The sequence below is a fragment of the Pilimelia columellifera subsp. columellifera genome (genome assembly GCF_039532605.1).
In the GTDB taxonomy this organism is placed as follows: Bacteria; Actinomycetota; Actinomycetes; order Mycobacteriales; family Micromonosporaceae; genus Pilimelia; species Pilimelia columellifera.
Map to the genome: position 1 here is coordinate 1 of NZ_BAAARY010000059.1, position 2,285 is coordinate 2,285.

Consider the following 2,285-nt stretch of genomic DNA (forward strand, 5'->3'; position numbering starts at 1 on the left):
CCGCAAGAAGGCAACAACAGCCACCAAAACCAGGGCTGGGGCTGGGGCTGGGCGGGTTTACCGGAAGATGCCCGCCGACCTCGCCGCCGTGTACCAGCAAGTCAGCACCGCCGCAGGAATCGCCGACCACTACAACGTGCCCCGCCACACCGCACAAGGCTGGACCAACCGCCTCAAAAAGCAGAACCCGGCCATCGGGCGCTGACCAACCCCAACCCAACCAACCAGGCCAACACCCCGCCCACCACCGCAGCCCGAACCCACAACACCCCCGCCTACTGACAATGCCGATGGGTCCTACCCACCTGCTTCGGTCCGCCACAGCCAACCAGATCTTGCCTGCGGCGGCTTTCCGACGGTGGCTTCCTTGGACATGGCCAGCCAGCAAAGCGCCTCACACCACTACCGACGCCTCGAACGACAGCGCCATCCACTACGGCCACAGCAACCTCCGCTTCATCTGACCCGCCGGATATGACCTCATGGCCCAACTGGCCGGCCTCACCCTGGAACAGCGCACCGCGGACTGGGCCGGCGCCCCCCTTAACCTCCGACCGAGGGGACAGGAAAGCCGCATCTCGCTATGGCGCAAGCCACCCACGCCAGCTGAACACACCCTCGGTCGAGGGCCGCCGCCCGCCGGCAGTAGCGCCCTGGGTCCGGGCCCAGCAGCGCGTTGCCTCGCCAGGCTTTCCGGCGGTCGGCGAACCGGACTAGCTTGGGTAACCGAGCTGGCGCGTCCACGGCCCCCCGACGTGGGTCCGGCTCGCAATATGGCCGGGCGCCAGGTCGAGGACATCGATCAGCGTCGGGTCTTCGTCCACGGCGTGGTGAAGGTGTCTGATCTTGCCGGTGTCGCCTGCGTCCGTGGCGCCGATCAGTTGCCAGAGAGCGTCATCATCGTCGTTGCCTACCAGCAGGACTGGCTCGTGTCGCTCGGCGACCTCGGTGGTTTGGATGCAGCTGGCGCCTAGCAGCCAGTGCCGCATCCACCACGCGCGTCGATCGCGGTCCATGACCTGCTCCGCCACCCACCACACGAACGGCAGATCATCATGGCCCCGAGCCTGGTCCACAGTCAGATCCGGGCCGCCCTGCGGCACCTGCTCGAACGGCTCATCGGTGAGCGAGAACGCGTAGGCGTCCTCATGGTCGAACACCACAGCGTGAAACGTGCCACCGCCGGAATTGCCGACACCGATACCGACCGAAAGCCGGGCGACGTGCGGGTCCGACCCGGTCGTCCAACCAAACGCGTAGGAAGCCAACTCGCCCCCAGGACCGACAAACTCACCGAACGCACGGCGTTCGACACCCTCGGGACCCACCACCGGGGTTTGGACCAGCCGGCCTTCCCACACCTGAACATCCACGCGGCCAACCTAACCGACTGCCACCACGACCAACAGCCACCGCTAGACGACACCAAGTGCGGATGAGCGTGCTGCGATCTCGGTAGCGACGCAAGGGCCCAGCCCGGTAGACAGCGCTATGACCTGTTGGGCAATAGCCGCCGAGGCCTCAGATTCGTCCGATGGCTACCGTCTTCGTCGTGAGTACTACGCCGAGGTCGCCAGCCGCTACTGGCGGCGGCGCGCGACTACCGAGGAAGTTGACCAGGGACTGGCCGACGACGGGGTTGCGCTGCTCGCCCCGCCCACGGGCCAGTTCGTCGTCGGGCGTTTCGCGGGTCAGCCAGCAGCGTGCGGCGGATTCGTGATGCTGGACGACGACCGTGCGGAACTCACTCGCCTCTACGTACGGCCGAGCTTCCGTGGCAGAGGAGGAGCCCGGGTTCTACTGGCGGTATTGGAGGACCAGGCGCGGGAAACGGGTGCGACGGAGATGGTTCTCAACACCCGCCTCGATCTGATCGAGGCACGATCGCTGTACAGCCGGGGCGGCTACCTCGAGATCCCGGCCTACTGCACCGGCCCTTACATGGACATCTGGTTCGGCAAGCGTCTCGGACCACGATCACACAATCAGGCGACCGCCTGACGGCCACCGAACAAGCCGCTTCCCACTATCCGGCTGCGGAGGAACGCGCCCGGGCAACACTTCCTCCGGCCGAGCTGTGATGGGACGGGCAAGTCCGCGCCCACTTTCACAGGCATGATCAAGTATGCTGTCATCGGCGCGGCCGGACGACGTCTTGATCGATGCGGGGCCCTAGCGCACGGTCTGCGGCTACTTGTTTCATTGACCCAGGACCGGCGCCCGGCCAGGCTCGGTTTAGGTGCCCGGGTTGGACGCTCTCTTTCGCGGCTGCCCACGACCTTGTC

Annotated in this window: 2 protein-coding genes and 1 pseudogene; 2 read left to right on the forward strand and 1 reads right to left on the reverse strand. The window is 66.3% G+C overall.

Annotated features, from left to right (window positions below; genetic code table 11):
• A pseudogene (locus tag ABD287_RS18260) lies at positions 1-205 on the forward strand (hypothetical protein); the annotation flags it as partial.
• Positions 206-713: 508 nt separating this feature from the next.
• On the opposite strand, the gene ABD287_RS18265 reads toward ABD287_RS18260, so the two are convergent.
• Positions 714-1,373: a hypothetical protein gene (locus tag ABD287_RS18265; RefSeq protein WP_344174752.1), complete on the reverse strand. Its 660-nt coding sequence runs from the start codon at positions 1,371-1,373 to the stop codon at positions 714-716.
• A 118-nt stretch (positions 1,374-1,491) separates the two neighbouring features.
• On the opposite strand from ABD287_RS18265, the gene ABD287_RS18270 reads away from it, so the two are divergent.
• Positions 1,492-2,001 carry a GNAT family N-acetyltransferase gene (locus ABD287_RS18270; RefSeq protein ID WP_344174754.1) on the forward strand — a complete coding sequence of 170 codons (510 nt, stop codon included), beginning with the start codon at positions 1,492-1,494 and terminating at the stop codon, positions 1,999-2,001.
• Positions 2,002-2,285 lie beyond the last annotated feature (284 nt).